The sequence below is a fragment of the Mesorhizobium sp. NZP2234 genome (genome assembly GCF_013170765.1).
GTDB lineage: Bacteria > Pseudomonadota > Alphaproteobacteria > Rhizobiales > Rhizobiaceae > Mesorhizobium > Mesorhizobium loti_D.
This window is the reverse complement of sequence record NZ_CP033364.1, coordinates 6,263,869-6,288,508: the sequence shown is the minus strand read 5'-3', so window position 1 is coordinate 6,288,508 and position 24,640 is coordinate 6,263,869. Positions and strand designations below refer to the sequence as shown.

At 60.5% G+C, this 24,640-nt stretch carries 15 protein-coding genes and 3 pseudogenes; 17 read left to right on the top strand and 1 reads right to left on the bottom strand.

Translation table 11 applies throughout. The annotated features are described in order from the left end of the window. Positions 1 to 100: 100 nt before the first annotated feature. The 10 genes and pseudogenes from EB230_RS30350 to EB230_RS30305 form a co-directional block, all read left to right on the top strand. Entirely contained in the window at positions 101 to 1,651 is a 1,551-nt protein-coding gene (locus EB230_RS30350) for a hypothetical protein (RefSeq protein WP_097572435.1), read from the top strand. Next, positions 1,648 to 2,550: a hypothetical protein gene (locus tag EB230_RS30345; protein WP_097572436.1), complete on the top strand. Its 903-nt coding sequence runs from the start codon at positions 1,648 to 1,650 to the stop codon at positions 2,548 to 2,550. The genes EB230_RS30350 and EB230_RS30345 overlap by 4 nt, the downstream gene beginning before the upstream one ends. An 84-nt stretch (positions 2,551 to 2,634) precedes the next feature. Next, entirely contained in the window at positions 2,635 to 3,690 is a 1,056-nt protein-coding gene (gene fni / locus EB230_RS30340; RefSeq protein WP_006329110.1) for a type 2 isopentenyl-diphosphate Delta-isomerase, read from the top strand. A 405-nt stretch (positions 3,691 to 4,095) separates the two neighbouring features. Further along, entirely contained in the window at positions 4,096 to 5,748 is a 1,653-nt protein-coding gene (locus tag EB230_RS30335; RefSeq protein ID WP_027033423.1) for an MFS transporter, read from the top strand. A gap of 356 nt (positions 5,749 to 6,104) precedes the next feature. Continuing rightward, positions 6,105 to 6,315, top strand: a pseudogene (locus tag EB230_RS30330) (cold-shock protein). A 1,412-nt stretch (positions 6,316 to 7,727) separates the two neighbouring features. Then, on the top strand, positions 7,728 to 9,419 hold the full coding sequence (gene virD4 / locus EB230_RS30325) for a type IV secretion system ATPase VirD4 (protein ID WP_027056329.1): 1,692 nt from the start codon (positions 7,728 to 7,730) through the stop codon (positions 9,417 to 9,419). 353 nt (positions 9,420 to 9,772) lie between these two features. After that, complete coding sequence (locus tag EB230_RS32495) at positions 9,773 to 10,813, top strand: type III secretion protein (protein ID WP_245440737.1); 1,041 nt, start codon at positions 9,773 to 9,775, stop codon at positions 10,811 to 10,813. A gap of 55 nt (positions 10,814 to 10,868) precedes the next feature. After that, positions 10,869 to 11,087, top strand: a pseudogene (locus EB230_RS30315) (type IV secretory system conjugative DNA transfer family protein); the annotation flags it as partial. A 163-nt stretch (positions 11,088 to 11,250) separates the two neighbouring features. Next, the gene (locus EB230_RS30310) at positions 11,251 to 16,443 is read left to right on the top strand and encodes a Ulp1 family isopeptidase (protein ID WP_246738873.1); all 5,193 of its coding nucleotides are present in this window, start codon (positions 11,251 to 11,253) and stop codon (positions 16,441 to 16,443) included. Positions 16,444 to 16,564: 121 nt separating this feature from the next. After that, positions 16,565 to 17,027: pseudogene (locus EB230_RS30305) on the top strand (transposase); the annotation flags it as partial. An 80-nt stretch (positions 17,028 to 17,107) separates the two neighbouring features. On the opposite strand, the gene EB230_RS30300 reads toward EB230_RS30305, so the two are convergent. Further along, on the bottom strand, positions 17,108 to 17,833 hold the full coding sequence (locus EB230_RS30300; protein ID WP_027033428.1) for a response regulator: 726 nt from the start codon (positions 17,831 to 17,833) through the stop codon (positions 17,108 to 17,110). A gap of 978 nt (positions 17,834 to 18,811) precedes the next feature. Between EB230_RS30300 and EB230_RS30295 the strand changes: the two genes are divergently transcribed. The 7 genes from EB230_RS30295 to EB230_RS30265 all read left to right on the top strand — a co-directional run bounded on the left by EB230_RS30295 (position 18,812) and on the right by EB230_RS30265 (position 24,625). Beyond that, entirely contained in the window at positions 18,812 to 19,027 is a 216-nt protein-coding gene (locus EB230_RS30295; protein ID WP_133117143.1) for a hypothetical protein, read from the top strand. A 107-nt stretch (positions 19,028 to 19,134) separates the two neighbouring features. Beyond that, entirely contained in the window at positions 19,135 to 19,917 is a 783-nt protein-coding gene (locus EB230_RS30290) for a type IV secretion system lytic transglycosylase VirB1 (RefSeq protein ID WP_027056324.1), read from the top strand. A gap of 74 nt (positions 19,918 to 19,991) precedes the next feature. After that, positions 19,992 to 20,297 (top strand): pilin major subunit VirB2, encoded by a 306-nt coding sequence (virB2, locus tag EB230_RS30285; protein ID WP_245436993.1) that lies wholly within the window; start codon positions 19,992 to 19,994, stop codon positions 20,295 to 20,297. Then, entirely contained in the window at positions 20,297 to 20,623 is a 327-nt protein-coding gene (locus EB230_RS30280; protein ID WP_019856520.1) for a type IV secretion system protein VirB3, read from the top strand. Before virB2 ends, EB230_RS30280 begins: the two co-directional genes overlap by 1 nt. Further along, the gene (locus EB230_RS30275) at positions 20,623 to 22,992 is read left to right on the top strand and encodes a VirB4 family type IV secretion/conjugal transfer ATPase (protein ID WP_027056322.1); all 2,370 of its coding nucleotides are present in this window, start codon (positions 20,623 to 20,625) and stop codon (positions 22,990 to 22,992) included. Before EB230_RS30280 ends, EB230_RS30275 begins: the two co-directional genes overlap by 1 nt. Positions 22,993 to 23,005: 13 nt before the next feature. Then, a complete protein-coding gene (locus EB230_RS30270; RefSeq protein ID WP_172374518.1) occupies positions 23,006 to 23,680 on the top strand; it encodes a type IV secretion system protein VirB5 in 675 nt (224 codons plus the stop codon). 57 nt (positions 23,681 to 23,737) lie between these two features. Next, positions 23,738 to 24,625 (top strand): type IV secretion system protein, encoded by an 888-nt coding sequence (locus tag EB230_RS30265; RefSeq protein WP_027056320.1) that lies wholly within the window; start codon positions 23,738 to 23,740, stop codon positions 24,623 to 24,625. Positions 24,626 to 24,640: the final 15 nt, after the last annotated feature.

Sequence of the window (24,640 nt, the reverse complement as noted above, 5' to 3'; positions counted from 1 at the left end):
GGCGCTGCCCGTGCGCCGGGCCGCGACGGGCCTGCGGCGACGTGCGCGGCGTCTGCCCGATCCTGGTTCCCGTCAACTGTCTGCAGAAGGAACATACCGCGTGAACGCGCTGTCCCAACAGATCCTTTCCGAATTGCGCCACCTGCTGATCGAGATGAGCGACGGCGGCAGCGTCGGTCCGTCCGTCTACGACACGGCGCGAGCTCTGCAGTTCCACGGCAACGTCGCCGGTCGGCAGGACGCATACGCGTGGCTCATCGCGCAACAACAGGCCGATGGCGGATGGGGAAGCGCGGACTTCCCGCTGTTCCGCCATGCGCCCACCTGGGCGGCGTTGCTGACATTGCAGCGTGCCGATCCTCTTCCCGGCGCTGCCGACGCAGTCCAGGCTGCAACCCGGTTCCTCGAGCGCCAGCCCGATCCCTACGCGCATTCGGTGCCGGAAGACGCGCCGATCGGCGCGGAGCTGATCCTGCCGCAGTTGTGCGGCGAGGCCGCATCCTTGCTGGGCGGCGTGGGGTTTCCGCGCCACCCGGCGCTGTTGCCGTTGCGGCAGGCGTGCCTTGTCAAGTTGGGGGCGGTGGCGACGTTGCCGAGCGGCCATCCGTTGCTGCACTCCTGGGAAGCCTGGGGAACGTCGCCGACCACCGCATGCCCGGACGACGACGGCAGCATTGGCATCAGTCCGGCGGCCACCGCCGCGTGGCGTGCGCAAGCCGTAACACATGGGAGCACGCCGCAGGTCGGGCGCACCGACGCGTATCTGCAGGCGGCATCGCGGGCGACGCGCAGCGGCATCGAAGGTGTCGTTCCCAACGTCTGGCCGATCAATATATTCGAGCCATGCTGGTCGCTGTACACCCTGCATCTGGCCGGGCTGTTCGCGCATCCCGCGTTCGCCGATGCCGTGCGCGTGATCGTCGCGCAGCTCGACGCCCGCATGGGCGTGCGCGGTCTGGGCCCGGCCTTGCACTTCGCAGCCGATGCCGACGACACCTCCGTTGCGTTGTGCGTCCTGCGCCTTGCAGGTCGCGACCCGCCGGTCGATGCGTTGCGCGATTTCGAAATCGGCGAGCTATTCGTCACCTTCCCCGGCGAGCGCAATGCCTCGGTGTCGACCAACATCCATGCCCTGCATGCGTTGCGACTGTTGGGAAAGCCCGCCGCCGGCACCAGCTACTACGTCGAGGCCAATCGCAACCCGCACGGTCTATGGGACAACGAAAAATGGCACGTTTCGTGGCTGTATCCCACCGCGCATGCGGTCGCTGCGCTGGCGCAAGGCAAGCCCCAGTGGCGCGACGAGCGCGCGCTGGCGGCGCTGCTGCAGGCGCAGCGCGATGACGGCGGCTGGGGCGCCGGTCGCGCATCCTCATTTGAGGAAACCGCCTATGCGCTGTTCGCGTTGCACGTGATGGACGGGAGCGAAGAGCCGACAGGGCGCCGGCGCATCGCGCAGGCGGTGGCGCGTGCGCTGGAGTGGATGCTCGCTCGCCATGTGGCGCATGCATTGCCGCAGACGGCGCTGTGGATCGGCAAGGAACTGTATTGCCCCACCCGGGTCGTGCGCGTGGCCGAACTCGCCGGGTTGTGGCTGGCGCTTCGTTGGGGGCGGCGCGTCCTGGCCGAGGGAGCAGGAGCGGCGCCATGATCCAGACCGAACGCGCGCTGCAGCAGGTGCTGGAGTGGGGGCGTTCCCTGACAGGGTTCGCCGACGAGCATGCCGTGGAAGCGGTCAGGGGCGGCCAGTACATCCTGCAGCGCATCCACCCGAGCCTGCGCGACACCAGCGCCCGCACTGGCCGCGATCCGCAGGCCGAAACGCTGATCGTGGCGTTCTATCGCGAACTGGCGCTGCTGTTCTGGCTCGACGATTGCAACGACCTTGGCCTGATCGCGCCGGAGGAGCTCGCCGCGGTGGAGCAGGCGCTGGGGCAGGGCGTGCCGTGCGCGCTCCCCGGATTCGAGGGCTGCGCTGTGCTGCGCGCTTCGCTGGCCGCGCTCGCCTACGATCGTCGCGACTATGCTCGGCTGCTCGACGACACCCGGTGCTACTGCGCGGCGCTGCGCGCCGGACACGCGCAGGCGGTAGGGGCGGAACGCTGGTCTTACGCCGAGTACCTGCACAACGGCATCGATTCGATCGCCTACACGAACGTGTTCTGTTGCCTGTCGTTGCTGTGGGGGCTGGACATGGCGACCTTGCGCGCGCGTCCGGCGTTTCGCCAGGTCCTGCGGCTCATCTCCGCGATAGGGCGCCTGCAGAACGATCTGCATGGACGCGACAAGGACAGGTCGGCGGGCGAGGCCGACAACGCGGCGATCCTGCTGCGGCAGCGCTATCCGGCTATGCCTGTGGTGGAGTTCCTCAACGACGAGTTGGCCGGCCATACGCGAATGCTGCACCGGGTGATGGCGGAAGAACGCTTTCCCGCGCCGTGGGGAGCGTTGATCGAGGCAATGGCGGCCATCCGCGCGCAGTACTACCAGACCTCGACCAGCCGCTACCGCAGCGACGCTGCGGGGGGAGGCCAGCGTGCGCCCGCCTGAACGGCGGGATGCGGCTGCGTGCGTGCGCTGCCGTCGGTCCGATCCGATGCAACGCCGTCCCCCGATGCGACGGATGGAGCGAGCATGAGCGATAGCGACAACATCCCGAGCCGGCGCAAGGACGACCATCTGGACATCGTGCTGGATCGGCGAACGGCGCCGGCCACGGTCGCCGCCGGCTGGGAGTACATCCGTTTCGAACACTGCGCATTGCCCGAGTTGGACCTGACGCAGATCGACCTGCGCGCCTCGCTGCTGGGCAAGACCATGCGCGCGCCGCTGCTGATCAGCTCCATGACCGGCGGCGTGCCACGCGCCGAGGCCATCAACCGGCATCTGAGCGAGGCAGCACAAGCCTTGGGGATCGCCATGTGCGTCGGTTCGCAGCGCGTGAGCCTGCAATCCCGCAACTCCCAGGGGCTGACGCGCGCGCTGCGCCGCATGGCCCCAGACATTCCCTTGCTGGCTAATATCGGCGCCGCGCAACTGCGCGAGGCCGACGGCCTGGACCTGGCGCGCCGGGCGGTGGATGCGCTGGAGGCCGATGGACTCATCGTCCATCTCAATGCGCTGCAGGAAGCGGTACAGCCGGAGGGCGACCGCGACTGGCGCGGCGTCCTGGCGCAGATCGCTCGCGCCGCGCGCAGCGTGGACGTGCCGATTGTGGCCAAGGAAGTGGGGTCGGGCCTGTCCGCCTCGGTGGCCTGCGCGCTCGTCAAGGCGGGCGTGGCGGTCATCGATGTCGCCGGCGCCGGCGGCACCAGTTGGGCCGCGGTGGAGGGCGAGCGCGCCCGCGATGCCGCCGACCGTGCAGTGGCGATGGCGTTCGCCGACTGGGGGATTCCGACCCCGGCCAGCGTGCAGGCGGTACGTCGGGCGCTGCCAACTGTGAAGCTGATCGCGTCGGGCGGGATCCGCGACGGCGTCGACGTGGCCAAGGCCATCCGCCTGGGCGCGGACATCGCCGGGCAGGCGGCCGGCGTGCTGCGCGCGGCGACGGTGTCCACCGAGGCGGTTGTCGCGCATTTCGAGATCGTCATCCGCCAGTTGGCCGTTGCCTGCTTCTGCACCGGCTCGGCTGATCTGGCGGCGTTGCGTCAGGCGCGGTTGTTGCCCTCGGCGCATCTGCCCGCCGGTTGATGCCGGCGTCGCCCGCACGTGGCGGCGGGCGCCTAGCAGGCTGCTGAATACCTACGCCAAAGATAGACTACTGATCCACCTTGGCGAGGCGGTTCAATGCGCGGGAGCTCGTGATCACCAGAAGGGAAGTCGATGCCCAGGACGTGGCTTGGTTGGAGACGCTAAGGAACGTCAAACTGACGAAATTGTAACGTGGTCGGGGATCGACAACGACAGGATCGAACCGGTCTCGTCCCGCATAGCGGAACGATAGCTCCACCGGAAGCATTCGGTTCTGCCACAGCTTCGGCCAGGCAAAAATAACTTGCGTTGCGCAGATAAAATGCCCTGATCCTGCCATTCCTCCATGGGCACGTGGGCGGGGAGAAATCTCATACAACTGGCAGCGAAGGGAGGCTCGGCCCAATGAGCGGGGTGGCGCGTGAAGAAGTTAATCCGGTGTCATCGGCAACGTTCGCGCCGCTCGAGAATTCAACTTTCCGTCCGATCTGGATTGCCACACAGGTATCCAGTCTAGGGTGGCTGATTCAAATGGTTGCCATCAGTTGGCTGATGGCGACCATTTCGACATCGGATGTGATGGTCGCCTTGGTGCAGGCTTCGACAACCTTGCCCACATTCCTCCTGTCAATTATCGCCGGCGCCCTAGCGGACAATTACAGCCGCCGCAATCTCATGTTCGCTGGCTGGTGCGTGATAGCATTGTCCTCGACGATGCTGACTGTTCTTGCAGGTCTCGGAATTTTCAATCCATGGATGGTTCTTGCATTCAGCTGTTTGGCCGGAGTAGGCGCCGCTTTCACCGACCCCGCCTGGCACGCGTCGGTTGGCGATATCCTGCGAAAGCGCGATGTTCCGGCCGCCGTCACGCTTATCTCGGTCGGATATAACGCCGTCCGAAGCATCGGCCCCGCTCTCGGTGGCGTCGTCGTTGCTTCCTTTGGCCCTTTGACGGCTTTCGCAGTGGCGACACTTACATATCTGATGCTGCTGTGGACCATAGGGCGCTGCAAATGGCATGTTCGCTCGTCACCGCTGCCGAGTGAACCATTGACCACGGCGATCCATGACGGAGCGCGCTTCACTGCCCTGTCATCCGAAATCAAGGCAGCAATTGCCCGCGGTGCCCTCTTTGGGCTGACGAGCATCTCTATACTAGCGCTCTTGCCTCTCGTCGCCCGCGATCAGCTGGGGGGAGGGCCAGTCGTTTACGGCATCCTGATGGCCGGCTTCGGGACCGGCGCCTTGTTCGCCGGCATCTGCAACAACATTCTGAGACGGAGGCTGTCCCAGGAACGTTTGACGACACTGTCGTGCATCGCCTGTGCGGCTTGTTGTCTATCGCTTGCTTTCACCCCCTCGGTGGCGGTGGCGGCTATCGCGCTGGCGCTCGGCGGCGCGGGCTGGGTCGTGACCTGGACCGGGCTGGACGTAAGCGTCCAGTTGGCGAGTCCAAGGTGGGTCGTTGGTCGCACGCTCTCGATCTATTATGCCCTTTCATCCGGCGGCATCGCGGCTGGCAGCTGGCTGTGGGGTACGGTGGCCGAGAGCTATTCGCTGAGCTCGGCTCTGGAGCTTTCAGGTGGCGCGCTGCTGCTGGTCGCTGGCACCGGCTTCCTGCTGCCCATCCGTCAATGGAAAGATTCCGATCAGGCTCCTCTTGGCTTCGAAACGCCTCAGGTTGCCCTGGATTTGAAGCCCCGAAGCGGGCCGATCGTCGCCAAGATCGAATATTCAATACCCGAAGCAAATGTCGAAGCGTTCCTGGAGCAGATGCGGGAACGGCGGCGAGTACAAAGCGGCGTTGGTGCGCGACACTGGAATCTCCAGCGCGACCTCCAGCAGCCTTCGCGTTGGACAGAAACCTTCCGCACCCCGACCTGGATGGACTACCTTCGCCTGAACCACCGCCTTACGGCAGCCGACAAGGAGTTGGACCAGCGTCTCCTCGCATTGCACCTGGGAGAGCTTCCTCCTCGAACCACGCTTGCGATCGAGCGGCCGACTGGAGCTGGCCGCAAGCGGGACCAATCGATGCGGTTCTTTTTCCGGCGTTGACATCCGTCCAGGCGTCCGCGCTGGTGAGACAGGATGGGTTGGAAACGAGCCAACGCTCTCACCATCCGTTTTGCAGATCGGCTTCGATCCATTCGGGTGGTTGCCGAGCCGGCATACTGGGCGGCTCAGACGTATCCTTGTCGGAGAGATTCCTCGGCACTCGAGCGTCTTGCAGCGCGTTGCGCTCAAGCTCACCGGCACCTGTTCGGTGCGTTCCCAAACAGAGCAATGGCTTTTCGCGCCGCAACCCCGAGGTGGGTAATTCTGGTTTTTGCTGGGTTTAACTCTACGAAATATGAACAGGATCGGCTTCACGGCCCGTCTGGTTCGCACTGGCCACAAAGGAATACACAGATATGGCGACCGGAACAGTGAAGTGGTTACAGCACCAAAGGTTTTGGCTTCATCCAGCCCGATGACGGCGGTCAGGACGTTTTCGTCCATATTTCAGCTGTAGAACGGGCTGGACTTTCAAACCTCGTTGACGGGCAGAAGATCAAGTACGAGATCGAGCAGGACCGCCGTAGCGGCAAGTCCTCCGCAGGTAGTCTCAGCAAGGTAGGCTGATTTTCTCGTCGGACCCGCAGAGCGCGAAGGATAAGTCAAGCCGAAGGTACCATCGTCATTCGCGGGGCGTATCGCGACGGACTCTCTTATACGAGACGATCCTGATGCGTCACGCAAACGGTGAATCACGAACGCTCTCGCCGCAAACCCCTTCCGCCCGGAAATCTGCCCCGGTTACGGCTCTCGGCGTATCCCAGAGTTGGGAGAAGCTTCTGCCAGACTACAACTGTAACCTCATATCGGTTTAGCAGGTCAAGCGTCGGTGGTACCCTGATTGGGTAACTTAACCACTTTGGAGGCCGAGCAATGGATCGCGATAACAAACGGGCACGCGCAGCTGCAAGTTCATCCCAAGACGTGGGGAATCGCAGTACCCTCCGTGACCTTCCATACGGACCATTGACCGATGTTGCAGAACGGCTGGTAAGCGCTAACCCGCGCGATACAGCGCGAAATCTTGGGACCTTCAAAGAACTCGGGAGGCGAGAGCGCATAGCCGTTCGGGGCACTCGAACCGAGCCAGAAACTGACCTCGCGAGATTTGAAACGCGGACCAATCAGCTTGGACGATCAGCCGTCGATCTGGGGGATAAATTGACTGCCGGGTTGGGACACACCTCGGATGAAGTAGCATTGGAGCAATTCAGAGCAGTCAGTAATGTGTCTCATTACCTTCGGCCAGAGACACAAGATAGTATTGTTAATCGCATTGGCAACATGGACCCACCTTCGCAAGCTATCGGAGCGCTTTACGCCGCGCAAAACTTCAGCAAGTTTAACGCTGAAAATAAAGCTCGCATTTTTGATCAGGCCGCTGAATTGGCTACCGATCCGGATGGCCACGTCAGGTCGACAGCATCCAATGCTATGTACGCGATGTATCACCAGTTAGATCCAAATCAACAGGCCCAAGCTCACTCAATTCCCGGCATGCAAGACATCTTGCCGCAGATGCCTCCTCCGCGGCATGCAGCAGAGGAACGCAGTGCGGATCTGGACGCCCACATAGCAGGTATTGGGGCTGCAGTCCGTGATACAGTTGGCCCTCAAACCTCCCACGAACAGCTGCAGCGGGGTGGTCAAGTCGGCCGGGACATAAGCCACTCCTACAATCACGCCCGAGAGGATCTAATGGAGGCTAGGAGAAGCAGAGATCGCACCGGCCGTTGAGGTCTCGGCCATGGCAGTAACGCTTCCTCTCCCGAATTCCGTTCACGGCCTTGCTGTTTCCAATTCCCTGGCCGTCGACGTATCTGCTTAGTGAAACTTTCAAAATCCACGTCTGCCGGGTGGCGCGATGCAAGCATCGCACCACCCGCTGCGGCATCGATCTGTCGAGCGTCGGCATCGCGACCTCGGTTCGGTGTCAAAAGCAAGCGCAGCATCAGCACGGCTAATTCGGCCATGGAACAATGTCTTCTACAAAAACGACGTCCCCCAACATAGCCATTAGCATCGCGTGCTCACTCGCCTTGGGGTTCTGTGCGGCGAGTCTGTACGCAACCTTCCGCCACGGGGGTAGCGGCGAGGCTCTGATGGCGTTTGATGTCCGTGCCTTTTGGTTTGAGACGCCCTTCTATTTGGGTTTCGCAACCCCCGTTTTCTATCAGGGCGCGGCTATCGTGCTCTCGACATCCGCGGTTGTCTTGCTGATTCAGCAGTTCGTATTGCGCCGCAAGCTCGAACACCACGGGACCGCTCGTTGGGCTCGAGTGGATGAAATGCGACGCACGGGATATCTGCGACGATACCGTGGCGTGACAGGGCCGGTCTTCGGGAAGACGAGTGGTCCTTTCTGGCCTGGCTATTACCTGACCAATGGCGAGCAGCCTCACAGCCTCATCGTTGCGCCGACCCGCGCTGGCAAGGGCGTCGGCATAGTCATTCCAACGCTCCTTACATTCAAAGGCTCAGTGATAGCTCTGGACGTCAAGGGGGAGCTCTTTGAGCTCACCTCTAGGGCGCGCAAAGCCGCAGGCCACGAAGTGTTCAAATTCGCGCCGCTGGATTCGGAGCGGCGCACCAACTGCTACAATCCGCTGTTGGACCTTATAGCGCTGCCTCCGCAGCTGCAATTCACCGAAGCCCGCCGCTTGGCCGCAAACCTGATCACGGCCAAGGGGGAGGGGGCGGAAGGTTTCGTCAGCGGCGCGCGAGATATCTTTGTCGCGGGGATCCTTGCCTGCATCGAGCGGGGCACGCCAACAATCGGCGCCGTCTATGATCTGTTCGCTCAGCCGGGGGAGAAGTTTAAGCTCTTCGCGCAGCTCGCCATGGAGACCCGGAACAAAGAGGCACAACGCATCTTCGACGACATGGCGGGGAACGATACAAAAATCCTAACCTCCTACACGTCCGTGCTCGGCGATGGCGGGCTCAACTTGTGGGCGGATCCGGCTGTCAAGGCGGCTACAAGTCGCTCGGACTTTTCGGTCTATGATCTTCGCCGTCGCAGAACGTGCATCTATCTTTGCGTTGGTCCGAACGACCTTGAGGTGATCGCGCCTTTGATACGCTTATTTTTTCAGCAAACCGTTTCAATTCTACAGCGGTCGCTGCCCCGCCAGGACGAAAAGCACGAGGTTCTCTTTCTGCTCGATGAGTTCAAGCACTTGGGGAAGCTGGAGGCGATCGAGACCGCAATTACGACTATCGCGGGCTACAAGGGGCGTTTCATGCTCATCATCCAAAGCCTTTCGGCACTAACGGGGGCTTATGGAGAGGCTGGTAAGCAGAATTTTCTCAGCAATACCGGACTGCAAGTGTTCATGGCCACGGCCGATGACGAGACTCCAACCTACATTTCCAAAGCCATCGGTGAATACACGTTTGAAGCCAAATCGATTTCCTACAGCCAGTCGCGAGCGTTCGACCGGAACATTCAGAATTCGTTTCAAGGTGCGCCGCTGCTGCGTCCCGAACAGGTTCGGCTGCTCAATGACGAGTACGAGATTGTTCTCATCAAAGGTCTGCCGCCATTGCAACTGAGGAAGGTGCGATATTTTTCGGACCGCATCCTTAAACGCATCTTTGAAAGCCAGACAGGCGCCCTCCCGGAGCCGGCACCCTTGATGGAAGCTCATCCAGATGACACTGACGGTTAAGCGCCCGTCTCGCGTATCCGTCCCTCGGCGATCAGAAACTCCACTACAGGTGAACGGCTATGGGAATTTGCATCTCCAAATCCTCCGGATCGACTCGACATGCCACATATGACACGGAAGAGTCGCCGCGAGAATCCACGGCAGCGCTGAGGGTCTCCGTGGGCACGCCTGCCGACAGGTTGCGACGGGGCGGAGATGCGCCTCTGGAGCCACATCAGATCCAGCAGGCCGCCTATCATATGGGAGCGTGTGTCGTCGGTGACGACGTCACCAGCCCGATAAGACTCGCGACAGCGGGGCAAACAGTTCACGACGTTCGCCTGCTGCTCAAGCATGGCCGGGGAAACGTTAAGGTGGACGACATTCCCTCTCACGGCCACAACAGCATCGGATCGTCGGTTGCAATGATGGGAGCAGACGACAACATTAAGGTTGCAGTGGCCGTAGTCATGGGAGCGGCGTGCTGCAATCAGACCGCTCCCCTTTCCGCTATCGTCCACGCCCCACACATGGCGGCCGACGAGCGGAGTACGACCTCTAGTGCTTCCGTGTCAATGAAAGAGATAACCGACGAAAGTGATGAGATCCCAGTCAAGACGGGTCACATTTGGAACGAACTGCGGCGCGGAAGCCGCGACCCGAGGTCGACCGTGGTTATGGATGCCTGGGCCAACGGTCCCGCTGTTCGGTTGAAAGACAGCGCATGGAGCGGAGTGCCGGTCAAGGAAGGTCATTGGTCGATGGACAAAAGCACCGCCGAATTCCTGAAAAACCGTGTTGAGGGGTTGATTCCGTTCGTGCATCCGGACACAAATGAACAGACTGCCAACGATTTGCGCCGGAAGCAAAACGCACCCGTATCGTGGAAAAAATATGCAGAAGTACAAGTGATCTCACTCGAGTTCGCTGATAGTGTACGCAACGCATTGTCCCGTATTCCTGAAGACCAACAAAAGGAAATCGCATCACTGATGATTCAGGGAGCCTACGGAATGGATCCTTCCTCGCGCACGCACCAAGACGCAGTGGAATCAGTTCTGGTGGCCGCCAACCAACTGGACTCGCTGCCCCGGCCTCCTGTCGAGCCGCCGGAATTGGCGGTGTATCACCAGTTCGACGCAAATCAACAGGCCCAAGCTCACGCAGTTCCCGGCATGCAAGATATCTTGCCGCACATGCCTCCGCCGCAGCATGCAGTAGAGGAACGGAATGCGAATTTGGACGACCACATAGCAGGTATTGCGGCTTCAGTCCGTGATACAGTAGGCCCGCAAACCTCCCGTCAACAGCTGCGGCGGGGTGGTGAAATCGGGCAGTCCCTAAGTCACCCCTATAATCACGCCCGCGAGGATCTAATGGCTGCCTCCAGAAGCAGAGATCGCTCCGGCCGTTGAGGTCTCGGCCATGGTAAGTGACGGTTTCTCCTCGAATCCCGTTCACGGCCTTGCCAGCCAGGCGCGAACGTTCGATTGGAACATTCAGAATTCGCATCAAGGTGCACCGCTGCTGCGTCCCGAACAGGTTCGGCTGCTCGATGAAGACTACGAGATTGTTCTCATCAAAGGCCTGCCACCATTGCAATTGAGGAAGGTGCGATATTTTTCGGACCGCATCCTTAAACGCATCTTCGAAAGCCAGACAGGCGCCCTCCCGGAGCCGGTACCCTAGACGATAGCGGACGAGGGGCTCTCGGCAGAATCTCAACTCGATGACCCGCTGCGTGAATTGGCGCAGGATTTTTGACGATACAGTTTGATGTGAGGCTAGTGTGGACCCGCGAAATAGTAATCCATCCCGTGTAACAGCTTTGCCGCAGGTGCAGGACGCCGGCTTGGAAGAGGATCAAGCGGTCCAGGCCAGGCAAGTGGGCGTTGAGCAGCACCTTGCCGAGGCCCGGAGGCTGTTCGATCAAGCTGACGAGTCGCCAACCAATCCAGAGGAGCTTCAGCGACTGGACCAGGGGCTCCGCGAAGTGCTTCAGCAATGGCAGGATGAGCAAGCCGCCTCGCCTTCTTTCAGCGCTGAGGTTCCCGAGGCGCTCCGGCCGCTCTTCGATGATCGAGCTCACCAGCCGCCAACCAATGCAGAGGAGCTTCTGCGACTGGAACAGGGGTTCCGCGAAGTGCTTCAGCAGCGGCAGGATGATCAAGCCGCCTCGTCTTCGCTCAGCAACCCAGGGATGCGTGCTGGACCGGAGGACCCCAATAGAAGCGTGTCGGAGGCTTTCGCAACATCTGGGCACGCCGGAGTTCAGGCCGCCGCCCCGCCAGTCTTGGCTGCCAGCCAACAGCAGATCCGGCCCTCGCCGGATGCGCTCGACCAGGGCAACCACCTGCCACCCCAGGGGGGCATCATCAACAATGAACATTCCACACCGCTGTTGCGGCCAGCGGAGAGGCAGAGGGCCGTGGATAGGCCGCAAGCCGTCGCCATTCAGCAGCAGCCGAGCGAAATCGGCAATTCAGGCGGCCGCATGCCGATGCAGCCCCCCATGCAGCAATTGGGTGAATTGCCATTGCAAGGGGTACCGGTTCAAGGGACAGGGTCCGAACACATCGGAAGGCTGCATGCGGGAGCCGCGCCCTCAGCAAGGTCCGAGGCGCCCCCGGCTGCGATCGAGGACTCCATAAACGTTTCGTTCGCCGTCCCCAAAGACTTCTCCCATGGGACTCAACGCGTCCCAGACGCAATGCTCTCTTTCTTGGACCGCCCTGGCCCCTTGCCGGATGCTAGCCAAGCGCGGCAAGCGGGCTTTGAGCAGCACGTGGCCGAGCCGCGCCGAGCCGACCCTTTTGCGAGTGGCGCCCGTGCTTCCCGCTATCACCATCTGTCCGACGAACACCGGGACCTTATTGATAGAGCGATCGCCCACTCCCAGGAAAAATATGGCGAGACCACGGCCCGAAAATACACGTTTGCACTTCGCCGGTTGGCGAATGATCTCAGCGCTCGTGGCCAAGCGACCGATCTAAGAAATCACAAATCCCTGGTCGATCACGTCGGTGCCTTCTTTCCGAAAGACGTTGATATGAAGAGCGCGTTGAAGGCCCTGCGTGCGTATCATGAGCCGGGCTATTCAGCGACTGCTGGCGGCCCTGCTGCCAGCTATCCCCATCTGTCCGCCGAACACCGGGATGTTATTGATAAGGCGATCGAACGCGCTGCGGCTCAGCAAAACCAGAGCGCGGACACGCTGCGAATATACTCGAATGCGCTTCGCCGATTGGCGAATGATCTCGGCGCTCGTGGCCAAGCGACTGATCTAAAAAATCACCAATCCCTGGTCGATCACCTCGATACTTTCTTTCCGAATGACCAGAGCATTAAAACGGCGTTGAACGTCCTACGTGCGTATCATGATCCGGGCTATGCAGCGACTGGCTGGTGGCCAGCGGCGGTGCCTTCAAAGCCAGATGCGCGTATCTTGGAAAAATTAAGCAGTGACAGCGAGTTGGCCTTAAGCACCCGTGTCGTCTATGGTCGTCTTCTTCGCAGATTTTCTGAGCAGCTTGAGAGTCGGGGCCAGACGATCTCTGGGCTGGATCACAATTCGCGGACCGAACTCGCCGAGGCGTTGTTTCCAGGCAACAAGAAACTCCGCTTGGCGCTGCAGCGGGTTCACAATGCGGAGATTCCCGAGGCCTTGCGGCCGCTGTTCGATAATCGAGCTCACAAGCCGCCAACCAATCCAGAGGAGCTTCTGCGACTGGAACAGGAGTTCCGCGAAGTGCTTCAGCAGCGGCAGGATGATCAAGCCGCCTCGTCTTCGCTCAGCAACCCGGGGATGCGTGCTGGACCGGAGGACCCCAATAGAAGCGTGTCGGACGCTTTCGCAACATCTGGGCACGCCGGAGTTCAGGCCGCCGCTCCGCCAGTCTTGGCTGCCAGCCAACAGCAGATCCGGCCCTCGCCGGATGCGCTTGACCAGGGCAACCACCTGCCACCCCAGGGGGGCATCATCAACAACGAACATTCCACAGCGCTGTTCCGGCCAGCGAAGAGGCAGAGGGCCCTGAATACGCCGCAAGCCGCCGCCATTCAGCAGCAGCCGCGCGAAATCGGCAATTCAGGCGGCCGCGTGCCGATGCAGCCCCCCATGCGGCAATTGGGTGAATTGCCATTGCAAGGGGTACCGGTTCAAGGGACAGGGTCCGAACACATCGGAAGGCTGCATGCGGAGGCCGCGCCCTCCGCAAGGGCTGAGGCACCCCCCGCTGCCATCGAGAACTCCATAAACGTCTCATTCGCCGTCCCCCAAGGCTTCTCCCATGGGACCCAACGCGTCCCAGACGCGATGCTCTCTTCCTTGAACCGCCCTGGCCCCTTGCCGGATGCTGGCCAAGCGCGGCAAGCGGGTTTTGAGCAGCACGTGGCCGAGCCGCGCCGAGCCGAACCTGTCGCGAGTGGCGCCCGTGCCACCGGCTATCCCCATTTGTCCGACGAACACCGGGACCTTATCGATAAGGCGATCGCCCACGCTGCGGCTCAGCAAAAATATAGCGAGAGCACGGTCCTAAAATACAGGTATGCACTTCGCCGGTTGGCAAATGATCTCGGCGCTCGTGGCCAAGCGACCGATCTAAAAAATCACCAATCCCTGGTCGATCACCTCGATGCTTTCTTTCCGAAAAGCGATGATATGAAGAGCGCGTTGCACGTCCTGCGTGCGTATCATGAGCCGGGCTATTCAGCGTCTGTTGGTGCCCGGGCTAACCGCTATCCCCACTTGTCCGACGAACACCGGGACGTGATTGATAAGGCGATCGCCCATGCTGAGGCTCAGCAACACCATAGCGCGCCGACGCTCCGAATATACTCGTATGCGCTTCGCCGATTGGCGAATGATCTCGGCGCTCGTGGCCAAGCGACTGATCTAAAAAATCACCAATCCCTGGTCGATCACCTCGATACCTTCTTTCCAAAAAACACTGACATAAAGGATATAAGGCCGGCGTTGAACGTCCTGCGTGCGTATCATGAGCCGGGCTATTCAGCGACTGGCCGGTGGCCAGTGGCGGTGCCTTCAAAGGCAGATGCGCATGTCTTAGAACAAGTGACCAGTGACAGCAGCTTGGCCCCAAGCACCCGTGTTGCCTATGGTCGTAGTCTTCGCAGATTTTCTGAGGCGCTTGAGAGGCGGGGCCAGACGATCTCTGGGCTGGATCATGATTCACGGATCAAATTCGCCGAGGCGTTGTTTCCAGGCAACGATTTTCTCCGCTTGGCGCTTGAACGGGTTCGCGATGCGAAGCCTGCGTCAGACAGGATCGTGGCGGACGCTTTGGCAGCGGCCGGCTCTGGGCACGCCGGAGTTGAGGCCGCCGCCCCGCCAGTCTTGGCTGCCAGCCAACAGCAGATCCGGCCCTGGCCGGATGCGCTTGACCAGGGCAACCTCCTGCCACCCGAGCGGTTCATCATCAACAATGAACATTCGACGGCGCCGTTGCGGCCGGCGGAGAGGCAGGGGACTGATAATCCGCAAAGCATCGCCATTCAGCAGCCGCCGAGCGAAGGCGGCCGCGTGCCGATGCAGCCCCCCATGCGGCAGTTGGGTGAATTGCCATTGCAAGGGGTACCGGTTCAAGGGACAGGGTCCGAACACATTGGAAGCCTGCATGCGGGAGCCGCGCCCTCAGCAAGGTCCGAGGCGCCCCCGGCTGCGATCGAGGACTCCATAAACGTTTCGTTCGCCGTCCCCAAAGACTTCTCCCATGGGACTCAACGCGTCCCAGACGCAATGCTCTCTTTCTTGGACCGCCATGGCCTCTTGCCAGATGCGGAAAAGCCGGAATGGCACTTCGATATTAATGGTCACGGCTACACCGCCCGGAGGCCGGAGGGGGGCAACGACGTTTGGCTCCTCCATCGCGGAGCGATAAGGGAAGCTGGAGCGGCAGCAGTACCGGCAAGGGCTCCGGGACCCGCCTTGCCAGCGACCGCCAGGCTCTCAGACACCCATCTCGGGGTTCCGTTGGTCGATCTGACCACCTCCTCCGATGCACACATCGAAGCCCTTCCGTCAGGCTCGTCCAATCTCCCCCGGGGGGCGGTGCTCGGGGCCACCCAACTGCTGGGCGACGAACATATCCAGAGGGATTACGAATTCCTCGAGCAGCAGCTGCAGCAGGCCGATCCAGCGCTCGCCGCCCGGACGCGGCTGGTCGATCCGTCGGTCTCCCATCTGCTGCGCCACATGGAGCAGCAAGACGCGCGAGGCACATTGCAGTCGATTTATAATCGAAACGCCGGCCCATCCGACTTCCTGTTCGTGCCAGTGAACGATGGGGTGGGTATTGACCGCGGCACCCATTGGTCGCTGCTCCTCGTAGATCGCCGCGATCCGGAAAGAGCGGTCGCCTATCACTACGACTCCATCCAGCAAAATGAACAGCGATACAACGACGCGCCTGCACGAAAGCTCGCTACAAGACTGGACGCGACCCTGGTAACACCCGACATGGCGCAGCAGAAAAACGCTGTTGACTGCGGCGTCTTCGTGGTGGACGGCACGCGCGAGCTGGTTCGTCGATTGGCGAACGAAGAGCGGCCAGACCAGCAGCTGCCGCTGCACCTCAACTACCTCGTCGCCGATCGGCAGGCGCTGCAAAACCGACTGAGAGAGGGCCGCTTGCCGCACGAGCTTGCCGCAAGCCCCGCCGAAGCTTTGGCAGCAGCCGGGTCGCAGGTGCAACACGCCGCGTTGCAAGAGCAGCAAGCCAGACAGGTCGCGCCAGCGCCGTTGGAACGGCACTTGGGCCAGACGCGCGAGGCCGAGGACAAGCTGACGAGTACACTGCACAGGAGCAACCGCGTGAACAGCGGGGGCGTCATCATCAACACTGAACGTTACACAGCGCCGTTGAGACCGGCGAAAAGGCAGAGGACTGACAATTCGCAAAGCCTCGCCATCGGGCGGCAGCCGAGCGACGCAAACACAACGTCCATCGGCCAAGCCTCCGATCAAGCCCGAGCGGACCTCATGGCTTCCTTCAGGAGCAGAGAGCGCTCCGACGCTGGGCGTTGAGCTCGACGGCTAAGCAGAACAGCTCTTTTGGCGACGGAGAGGCTGATGCGATCTCCGGACCGGTAGCTCTCGCCGCAATTGATCAGACTGGCACTGTTGGAAGGCGATGTAGGCCTGGAACTCGCCGATCGCCAGCGAGGCGCTGAGACGATCGCCCACCTCAATAAGATCGAGGACGATATCCGCGGCCGACCGGCCGATGAACGCCGTGCGACGCGTCGGGAAAATAGCCGCGCTATTGTCGCCATCTTGAACCTTGGCTGCGTGAAAGCTCGGCCTGATCGGTCAGAAGACCAAGGTCGCCAAGGCAATCCGCTACACGCTCTCACGCTGCGAAGGCCTCTCGCGCTTCGTTGACGACGGTCGCACCGAGATCGACAACAACACCGTCGAGCGCTCAATCCGTCCGCAAGAACGCGCTCTTCGCCGGCTCGAACGGCGGTGCCGAACACTGGGCGGTCATTGCGTCGTTGATCGAAAGCTGCAGGCTCGATGGTGTCGAGTCACTCGGTTATCTCGCCGACGTCCTCACCACCAGGATCGTCAACAGCCATCCCAGCCAGATCGACGAGATGCTGCCTTGGGTCAGACATCCAGGCGCCGAGCTAAGGGCCGCCAGAAAACACCGCCACGCTTCATCAGCCAATCTCCAGAATAGCTCCTGTCACGCGGCCAAGGTGCCTCCGTAGCTAACGTCTACGTCAGCGTTGAAGAAATACCCTGCACCACGGCATGTCTTGACTAGCCTTGGATTGGCCGCATCAGCCTCCAGCTTTCGGCGCAAGCGCAAGATTAGGACATCGATACTTCGATCGTAGACCTCTTCTCCACGCACACGGCTCGCGAGCAAAAGCCGTTCTCTGGATAGGACATTGCGGGGGTTCTCCAGGAACGCGATCAGCAGGTTGAACTCACATGCGGTAAGCTTGACTTCGCCACGCTCCGCACAGATCAGTCGCCGCTGCTTGACGCTGAGCTTCCAGGCTCCGAACCGAAATGAGCGATGATCTTTCGTTCGCGGACTGGAAATGCGCTGGCGTAGCCCTACTCGAATGCGGGCCAAGAACTCGCGCAGCCCGAAAGGCTTGGGAATGAAATCGGTTGCGCCGAGCTCCAGCGCAACGACTTTTTCCGCCTCATCAAGCCGGTCGCCGCTGATCACTATGATGGGTAAATCCGATTTCGTCGCGAGGTTGCGGACGATGGCAAGCCCATCCTCCCGGCCGAGGTTGAGGTCAACAACCACGAGATCGACTGGCTCATGCGATAGAACGTAGTTAAACTGCTTGCTATCGTTGACTGCGGTCACCTTCAAGGCATGCATCATGAGATACTGGGAGATGAGGCGTCGCATTGCGGCATCATCGTCAATGACAAGAACATGTTTCAACGGCTCACCTTCAATCTTGAATCCCCTTGTCTAAAGCTGTTGCCGAGCAACCCTTGGGGCACCGACGCAGGACAGCTGCCCCTTGCTACCACTCGCCGGTGCGTGCGGCCAATGTGAGGCCGTTGCTCGGCCTGGTCTTTTCATCCACAGCGAATTGACCGCATCCAGGCAGCCGGTGGCCACCACACAGCTGCAAGCGCCGGTATGACCCTGCCGAGTGGTCCTTCGCTTATTCGCGAGCTCCGCCGTTGGTGTAGGCCTGCCAACACCACTTGATTACGACGGCACGGACGCCCGGTCGCTTGCCATGTCCTTGCATCTTCTTCGCGTTTCTGGCGCTTGCGGACCTGGATCACCTCGAAATCCTCCCGCTCGTGCGTGCGGCTCCGACGCGGTGGAGCACCGCGGCGGTTGACTGATCGCAGAGGCGGTTGGCCGAAGAACGGCCGTGATTCGCTATAGTGGCCTTGTGCCACCGGTATGTCTCCTGCCCAAGGCAGGTCATTGGGAGGTGGCCGGCGGCGCCAATCCTGTTCCCGGCGATCGGCAGGTCCGGTTACGGTTACCTTGCGAGCTAACATTTCTCAGTTGATGCAATACCTTCCTTTTGAGCCTGTCACTGTACTTGTCGAGAGCGCTGTCGGACTGCGTCAATCCGCCTGCGGTTTCTGCCGATGGGACTGTGCGTGACCCACCAGTTCGCGGCGCGGCCGAACAGCTGAACCAGGTCTCGCACCAGGCCGGCTGCGCCGCCACGTCTTCCCAGTTGACCCTCGTCCCCGCGTATTTTGCGCCTCCGACGAGCTTCGCGGACGAACTCGCGGTTTCAACCAATGCCTGAGTATGCAGGGCGCATGGCTGTCTCTTGCAACAACGGCAGCATGCCGCAACATTGGGCAGCTCGGCGCCCTAGTCGGTTCTCGCGTTCGATCGACCCAAGCTTCCGCAGCCTGAGATGAACCCGCCAAGCTCCCCATTTTGTCCTTCGGCCAGGCGCTGACACAAGATTCCATCACCGCCCATGCCAAGTCGCAGTTGACGCTGCAGGAGCAACGGACGGCCGGGGCGGGCAATCCCGCGCAGGAATGGTCCACCACGATGGTCGAGATGTGCCGGCTGATCGCGCCCGCGCAACCCGCGCATGCGCAAGGTGCCCATGCACCCGGACATGAACAAGCTCTTTGCTTCAGTTGAAACCGAAAAGCTGAACTTGAACATCACGCAGTAACAAACCTGCCCGATAAGCGCGTGCCGGACAGGGCCAGAACCGGTCCGGACGCTTGGAAAGGTAGGGGATAGGAATGTTTATTGCAGCTTGGCCGCTGGCCATCGCCCTGTTGACATCCATGTCATTCCCCGCCGAGCCCGCGCCACTTTCGCCCCGTGAATTCCACCGCCTGTCGCGCAAATGCGCTCCCTGGGTTGCGCCGTCCACGCTCGCCGCGATTGCCAAAATTGAAAGTGGCTTTGAAACGCTGGTGGCTCATGACAACACCACAGGTGAGCAGCTTCGCTGGATAGACCGCCTGGAAGCGACGCGGGGCATCAAGAACCGCCTCGAAGCACAACATTCTGTCGATGTCGGATTGATGCAGATAAACAGCAAGAACTTTTCCTTCCTCAATCTCACGCCGGAAAAGGCTTTCGAGCCCTGCGCCTCGCTATCGGCCGCCGCCCACTTGCTTGAAAGCCGGTATGCCGGCGGCACGACTGCTCCGGCGCAGCAACTGGCGCTTCGCCGTGCCATCTCGGCCTACAACACGGGCGACGTCACGCGTGGCTTCACCAACGGTTATGTACGCAAGGTCGAGTCAGCCGCAAAGGACATCTCGAGTCACCCCGAGCCAACCCTGGAGCCGACCGCTCAAGATGCGCCACACCTTGAGGCACCCGGTCGGAAAGCCGTGCCGCCTCTGCTCCAACAGAGCCAACAGGCCAATGGAAAGCAGCCCAAACGAAATTCTTGGGACATCTGGGGCTCGTATGAGTCAAACCGCTCCGGGGCCGATCCCTCCGGTCCGACAGGCAGCCAGGCTGCGGAAGAGCGGGAATCCTCGAACCCGAACAAACTCGTATTCGATTGAACCATGGAGATACAATGATGACGCCACTCAAAATACTTCGTGCGCTTAAAACGCGTGTTCCTTCGCCTTTTTCCATGCTGCGCACGGCGGCTGAATATGTACCGGCCGCTGCTGCAGGCGCCGCGTGGACGGTCTTCTCCATCGGGCCAGCCTCGGCTCAGGTGACCGGAGGGACGGATCCCGCCAAGATGGTCCAGAATATCTGCACCTTCATACTTGGCCCCTTCGGACAATCACTGGCCGTGCTCGGACTCGTGGCCATCGGCATCTCTTGGATGTTCGGTCGTGCTTCACTTGGCTTGGTTGCGGGTGTCGTTGGAGGGATCGTCATCATGTTCGGCGCCAGCTTCCTGGGCAAGGCGCTCATAGGCGGTGGCTGATGAGCGACCGGTTGGAAGTGAGCACCCTCTATGTGGCGGCGACACGCCCCGCACTGTTTCTGGGGGTGCCGCTGACGCTGGCCGGATTGCTGATGATGTTGGCTGGTCTCGTCATCATTGTCCTTCAAAACCCACTTTATGAAATCGTGCTCGTGCCACTCTGGTTCGGGGCACGGCTGGTGGTTGAGCGTGACTATAACGCCGCAAGCGTCGCGCTCCTCTATTTGCAGACTGCCGGCAGAAGCGTGGACGGGCCGGTCTGGGGTGGCGCGAGCGTCAGCGCCAATCCGATCAGAGTGCCGAAACGCGGAAGAGGAATGGTGTAATGTTTGGCGCCAGTGGCCGGACCGAGAGATCTGGCGAGATCTATCTTCCGTATGTCGGTCATCTCAGCGATCAGGTTGTCCTGCTGGAAGACGGATCGATCATGGCCATGGCACACGTGAACGGCCTGCCCTTTGATTTGGAAGACGCAGAGATGCGCAATTCGCGCTGCCGCGCGTTCAACACTCTCTTGCGCAACATCGCGGATGACAATGTCACGCTATACGCTCATCTTGTGCGCAATAACGATGTGCCGGAGCCGGCATCGCGCCAGTTTCAAAGTGCATTTGCTGGCAGTCTGAGCGAGGCCTATGAGCGCCATGTGCTGTCGGGCAAGCTCTTTCGCAACGATCACTTCCTCACTATCGTCGTGTCCCCCCGCACCGCAATCGGCAAGATAGGCTGGCGCATTGCCAAATCCCCCAGACGGAATGACAACGATCTGGCCACACAAATGCGAAGCCTGGAGGACCTCTGGCAGATCATTGCTGGCTCACTCGGCGGTTACGGTCTGCGCCGGTTGGGTATTCGCGAGAAAGGCAACGTGCTCTTCACGGAAATTGGTGAGGCGCTTCGGTTGATAATGACTTGCCGGTTTCTTCCGGTTCCGATGGTTACCGGCTCGCTTGGCGCCTCGATCTACACTGATCGGGTCATCTGCGGGAAGCGGGCGCTTGAGATTCGAAGACCCGGGGATAGCTCCGTGGGATCATTGTTTTCGTTCCGTGAATATCCGGCGACGACGCGGCCAGGCATGCTAAATCCCTTACTGTCCGCCAACTTCCCGCTTGTCCTGAGCCAGAGCTTTTCCTTCCTCACTCGGCCACAAGCTCATGCGAAGCTTAGCCTTAAATCCAGCCAGATGACGAGCGCCGGCGACAAGGCTCTCACCCAGATCAATGAACTTGCCGAGGCAGAGGACGCACTGGCAAGCAACGAGTTCGTCATGGGTTCGCATCATCTGAGCCTGTGCGTCTATGGCGACAGCCTCAATAGCCTTGCAGATCGCGCAGCAAATGCGCGCGCAAGGCTGGCCGACACAGGCGCCGTTATCGTCCAAGAGGGTATCGGCATGGAGGCCGCGTACTGGTCCCAACTCCCGGGGAACAACAGGTGGCGCACGCGCCCCGGGGCGATCACCTCGTACAATTTTGCCGGGCTTGTCTCATTTGAGAACTTCCCCAGCGGTTCCAGCTCCGGCCACTGGGGCAAAGCTGTTGCGCGCTTTCGCACAAACGGTGGAACGTCTTTCGACTACATCCCCCATGAGAATGACGTCGGCATGACGGCGATATTCGGACCCGTCGGCAAAGGCAAGACGACGCTGATGACCTTTATCCTCGCGATGCTTGAGCAAAGCGTGGTCGATCGCAATGGTGCCATCGTCTTTTTCGATAAAGACCGGGGTGGTGAACTGCTGGTGCGAGCCACGGGAGGGACATACCTTGCGTTGCGCAGAGGCGCTCCGAGCGGCTTGGCCCCTCTGCGCGGACTGGACAACACCTCCGCCTCGTTGGACTTTCTGCGCGAATGGCTGATGGCCCTCATCGAGAGTGACGGCCGTGGTCCGATCTCGCCGGAGGAAAGCCGTCGACTGGAACGTGGCATTCTTCGTCAACTTTCGTTCGAACCCGCCATGCGCTCACTTGCGGGCCTGCGCGAATTCCTGCTGCACAGCCCCTCGGAGGGCGCGGGAGCACGGCTGCAGCGGTGGTGTAGAGGGAATGCGCTTGGATGGGCCTTTGACGGCGATGAGGACGAAGTCAGGCTGGATGCCTCCATTACCGGCTTCGACATGACGCAGCTCCTGGAATTTGAGGAGGTTTGTGCGCCGGCCGCCGCATATCTTCTTCACCGCGTGGGCGCTGTTGTCGATGGCCGTCGGTTCGTCATGAGCTGCGACGAATTTCGCTTCTATCTGCTCAACCCGCAGTTCTCGGCTGTTATCGACAAGTTCCTGCTCACCGTCCGCAAGAACAACGGCATGTTGATACTCGCAACGCAGCAGCCTGAACACGTGCTTGAATCGCCCCTCGGAGCCAGTCTCGTTGCACAATGCATGACCAAGATCTTCTACCCATCACCGACGGCCGACCGGGCCGCGTATGTCGATGGCTTGAAGTGCACCACGCAGGAGTTCGAGGCAATCCGCCAGGGAATGGCAATTGGCAGCCGCAAGTTTTTGCTCAAGCGCGAGAGCGGGAGTGTTGTTTGCGAATTCGATCTTGGCCAGATGCGCGAGTATGTAGCCGTACTCTCGGGGCGGGCCAACACCGTGCGCTTTGTCGACCAGCTTCGTGACCAGCACGGAGATGCCCCAAGTGCGTGGCTCAACAAGTTCATGACTCGTTACCACGAAATTCAAGACTGACGGAGGAATATTCATGAGATTTCCCACGCTTGCAGCAACGACGCTTGCCGCTTCCTTTCTACTTAGCGGACAGGCCCGGTCGCAATTTGTCGTCATCGACCCGGCGGTAGTAACACAAGCGGGCTTAACAGCGGTTTCCACCGCGCAGATCCTGATAAAGTCAGCCCAGACGCTCGCTTCCACGATGGAAATGGTGGAGATACTAGGTTCGTCATTCGGTGTCACGGGGCTGCTAAGTTCACTGAACCAAGGAAATCACTACCCGTCGGGCAATCAGCTTGAGAGGCAGATGTTTGAGGGTCAGGCGCCAACTTCGATTAAAGCGCGTGCAATTGCGGACAACCCAAACCGGAAAGTCGACGGCACGGATTCGGAAGCGAAACTGTTACAGGGACAAATCGCTGGTGCCATCAATGCCGCAGCTCTTGCAGCCGACACTCTGGGCGTAATGGACAAGCGCCTTAAGGCCAATGACAACACGCTTGGTCAGCTTTCCCGCTCGGGAAATATTGTGCAGGCCACCGTCACCAACGGTCTGGTCCTCAAGCAGATTCATGATGCGATTATCCAAAATGTCCAGGCCACGAGTCTGCTGACGATGGCCACTGCACAAGCGAGCCTTCACGCCGCAGAGGAGGCCGCGATGCAGCGTCGCGAACGCCAGGACACCGCCAGAATGTTTGAGTAGCGACGCTTAGTTCATCCGGCTCATCTGCGCTGATCAGGGGCAAATAAGGTTCACGCAATGGTTTTCAGAATTCCTGCGCCATTCACGGCCATACACGCGATCTTTCATGGGGCCTTTACGGTGGGGCTGCACAAAGTGATTGGAAACGTCCAAGAGGCGGTCAGTGCGCCTCTGGTTGCGTGCGTCACGCTCTGGATCATAATCCAAGGCTTTCTGGTCATGCGCGGTCAAGTCGACGCGCGCGGAGGTATCTCGCGCGTAGTCACGGTATCGATTGTCGTCGCCCTCATCTTAGGGCAGGCCAACTATCAGCTGTACATTGAATCGGTCTTCGACGACACGATTCCAAAGCTTGCCCACCAGATCAGCGGAAGCACCTTGCCCTTCATCGGTATCCCCCAGAAGCTCGACGTAATGTTCGCTGCAAGTCAGAGTGCCTTTCAGCGGATTGCTTCCGAAATTGGGCCAATGAATCAGCAGGACATACTTGCCTTCCAGGGAGCGCAATGGATTTTGTACGGCTCGCTCTGGACAGCGTTCGAGATCTATGATGCCGTTGGAATTCTGACGAAGGTGCTCCTGGCGATCGGCCCCCTCGTTCTTGTAGGCTATCTTTTTGATCACACTCGAGACATGGCTACCAGATGGATCGGCCAACTGCTCTCATACGGGCTGCTGCTTGTCCTCCTCAACATCGTTGCAACGATAGTTATCGCGGCCGAATCAGTCGCGCTGGGAGTCATGCTTGCGGTGATCAAATACAAGGGTACGACAGCAGCCAAGATCATCGGGCTTTACGAGCTCGATATGCTTTTCCTAGCTGGTGACGCTTTGATCGTCGCGCTTCCGACGATCGCCAGCAGCATAGCCGGCGGTTCTTGGGCAGGTGCGAACCAATCTCTTAGCAGCCTCAATCGCCGCATTGCCAAAACGGCAGGTGGTTAATCAATCGACAAGCGC

Bases quoted from the DNA above. Each gene is read 5' to 3' on its own strand.
- EB230_RS30345 (WP_097572436.1), top strand. From the start codon at position 1,648: ATGATCCAGACCGAACGCGCGCTGCAGCAGGTGCTGGAGTGGGGGCGT.
- fni (WP_006329110.1), top strand. From the start codon at position 2,635: ATGAGCGATAGCGACAACATCCCGAGCCGGCGCAAGGACGACCATCTG.
- EB230_RS30335 (WP_027033423.1), top strand. From the start codon at position 4,096: ATGAGCGGGGTGGCGCGTGAAGAAGTTAATCCGGTGTCATCGGCAACG.
- virD4 (WP_027056329.1), top strand. From the start codon at position 7,728: ATGTCTTCTACAAAAACGACGTCCCCCAACATAGCCATTAGCATCGCG.
- EB230_RS30290 (WP_027056324.1), top strand. From the start codon at position 19,135: ATGTTTATTGCAGCTTGGCCGCTGGCCATCGCCCTGTTGACATCCATG.
- virB2 (WP_245436993.1), top strand. From the start codon at position 19,992: ATGCTGCGCACGGCGGCTGAATATGTACCGGCCGCTGCTGCAGGCGCC.
- EB230_RS30280 (WP_019856520.1), top strand. From the start codon at position 20,297: ATGAGCGACCGGTTGGAAGTGAGCACCCTCTATGTGGCGGCGACACGC.
- EB230_RS30275 (WP_027056322.1), top strand. From the start codon at position 20,623: ATGTTTGGCGCCAGTGGCCGGACCGAGAGATCTGGCGAGATCTATCTT.
- EB230_RS30270 (WP_172374518.1), top strand. From the start codon at position 23,006: ATGAGATTTCCCACGCTTGCAGCAACGACGCTTGCCGCTTCCTTTCTA.
- EB230_RS30265 (WP_027056320.1), top strand. From the start codon at position 23,738: ATGGTTTTCAGAATTCCTGCGCCATTCACGGCCATACACGCGATCTTT.